The organism is Acinetobacter lactucae (genome assembly GCF_013344765.1).
In the GTDB taxonomy this organism is placed as follows: Bacteria; Pseudomonadota; Gammaproteobacteria; order Pseudomonadales; family Moraxellaceae; genus Acinetobacter; species Acinetobacter lactucae_A.
This window is the reverse complement of sequence record NZ_JABVBF010000259.1, coordinates 1-2,727: the sequence shown is the minus strand read 5'-3', so window position 1 is coordinate 2,727 and position 2,727 is coordinate 1. Positions and strand designations below refer to the sequence as shown.

General features: G+C 35.9%; 2 protein-coding genes. Both read left to right on the top strand.

From position 1 onward, the window contains the following. The first annotated feature begins 161 nt into the window (after positions 1–161). Positions 162–1,694: a flavin-containing monooxygenase gene (locus HUN22_RS16385; RefSeq protein ID WP_174731594.1), complete on the top strand. Its 1,533-nt coding sequence runs from the start codon at positions 162–164 to the stop codon at positions 1,692–1,694. 73 nt (positions 1,695–1,767) lie between these two features. Next, positions 1,768–2,673: an alpha/beta hydrolase gene (locus tag HUN22_RS16380; protein WP_174731591.1), complete on the top strand. Its 906-nt coding sequence runs from the start codon at positions 1,768–1,770 to the stop codon at positions 2,671–2,673. Positions 2,674–2,727 lie beyond the last annotated feature (54 nt).

Here is a 2,727-nt window from a genome sequence, read left to right as displayed (position 1 = left end):
CCTTTTTTCATTTATCAGAGCAGGTATATATAAACCTGAATAGACATATCTGAATTAGGCTTTTGTTCATCAGGATCAAGGAAGAATGAAGATTAAAAATCAACATCTTAGAAAATCTAAATGGTGCTCAATTTAGTGAAGTTATGCAAAGAGGAAAAGATATGAGTTCATCAGATCAAACTGCTATTACAGATGTTTTAATTATCGGTGCAGGGATCGCAGGTATTAGCGCAGCTTACCATTTAAAGAAATATAGACCGCACTCAACTTTTAAAATATTAGAAGGACGTAGTGAAATTGGAGGGACTTGGAGCTTATTCCGCTACCCTGGTATCCGTTCTGATTCAGATATGCAATGTTTTGCTTTTGGTTTTAAGCCTTGGACTAGCGAAAGAACTTTTGGTAGTGCAAAAATGATTTGCGATTATCTAAAAGAAACAGTTTCAGAGAATGATATTGAAAAGCATATTTGTCTTAGCCACTCTGTAACAAATGCAGAATTTTCATCTGATGAAGGTATTTGGACAGTCAAAGTTAAACAAAAAAATCAAAAAGACATCACCACTTTGCGTTCTAGATTCTTAATCCTGAGCACAGGTTACTATGACTACAACACTGGTTACACACCAGATTTTAAAGGAACTGAAGACTTTCAAGGTCAAATCATCCATCCTCAACAATGGCCTGAAAACCTAGATTATACGGGTAAAAAAGTAATTGTTATTGGTAGTGGTGCTACTGCAGTCACATTAATTCCAGCTATGGCTGAAAAAGTTAAGCATATCACTATGCTTCAAAGATCTCCGAGCTATTTAATGGCCCTTCCTAGTGTAGATCCTATCGCCAATACTTTAAATAAACTTTTTTCTCCAAAACGAGCTTTTGATCTTATTAGACGTAAGAATATTACGTTAAGTAGAGCAGTTTATAAATTAAGTCGTCAATTCCCAAGTGCTATGCGCCGCTTATTAATTGCAGATGTACGAAGAAAACTACCTAAAGATTTTGATGTATCTACTCATTTTTCGCCAAAGTACAATCCGTGGGACGAACGTCTATGCGTAGTACCAGATGGAGATATGTTTAAAGCAATTTCTTCTGGAAAAGCGTCAGTAGTAACCGATCATATCGATAAATTTACCAAAAATGGTATTTTACTAAAATCCGGGAAAACATTAGACGCCGACATTATTATTACAGCTACAGGTTTAAATGCTCTGCCATTTAGTCGTATTCAATTATCTGTAGATGGTAAAGCAATAAACTATCCAGACACTACGATATTTAAATCTATGATGTTGTCAGATGTACCTAATTTTGCGTTCGCATTTGGTTATACCAACATCGCCTGGACTTTAAAAATTGATCTTATTTGGAGACACTTCTGTAGACTTTTAGACTACATGGATAAGAACCAATATAGAATTTTTACACCAGTCATCAGTAACAAAAATATGAAACGTGTACCATTTGTCGATTTGAATTCTGGGTACATTCAAAGAAGTATTGCACAATTTCCTAAGGCAGGTACCGAAGGTCCATGGACTTTATTACAGGATTATGAGTTTGATCTTGAAAGACTTGATAAGGGACCTGTATTTGATAAGGAATTACAGTTTAGTCAGATCATACCAAAGAAAAAATTGACTGTAGTTACGGACCCATCACCAGAAGGCACAAAAGTACAAGCTTAATCATATATAAAAAAATTTCAGTCTCTTATTAAATTCACAAAAAATAAGAGACTGAATATAAAGGAAAAATATTATGGAAAATATCAAATTTACAAGTAAAGGAGTTACATGTTCAGCATGGTATATTCCTGCAAGTACCGATAAACATATGAACTCAAAAGGCAGACCATGCATTGTCATGGCGAATGGTTTTGGCGGTACTAAAGATACAGGTTTATTAAATTTTGCAGAACCCTTAAACAAAGCTGGTTTTGATACATTTATTTTCGATTATCGTGGTTTTGGAGAATCTGGTGGCTTCCCAAGACAAAATGTTTCCTATAAAGCGCAACGTGAAGACTACCAAGCTGCAATTACAACTGTACGAAATTTACCCTATGTAGATCGAAACCGAATAGTACTTTGGGGCACTTCTTACTCTGGCGGTCATGTTATTACCGTTGCAGCGCAAGATCAAAAAATTTCAGCTGTTATTTCTATGAACCCTGCAACAGATGGTTTAGCAGCTCTTTTTCAAGTTTTCCAATATGGCGGTTTCAAACAATTAACTACCGCTATAGCCCATGGCTTGAAAGATCAATTTAGGGCAATTATGCTTCAAGACTCTCACACCATTCCAATTGTGGGACAACCTGGAACGGCTGCAATGATTAGTACGCCTGGCGCAGAAGAGAATTATAAATCAATGGCTGGCCCGACGTGGCGTAATGAAGTCTGTGCTCGAGCAGCCTTAGAAGTAACTAGAAATCGACCTATCACTTTTGCTAAAAGTATACAATGCCCTGCGTTAGTACAAGTAGGAGCCAATGATCAAATTGCTCCACCAGATGCTGCCAAAAAAACTGCAAGCTTAATGAAAGGCCCTACCGAATTAATTGAGTACCCAATTGATCACTTTGATTTTTACGCTACACCATGGCAAGAAAAGTTACTTACCGATCAAATTAACTTTTTAGAAAAACATCTAAGTTCAGTTTGAAAAATAATTTTAATTAAATTGAATATCATGCAATTCAATAATACAGTGTTGAAC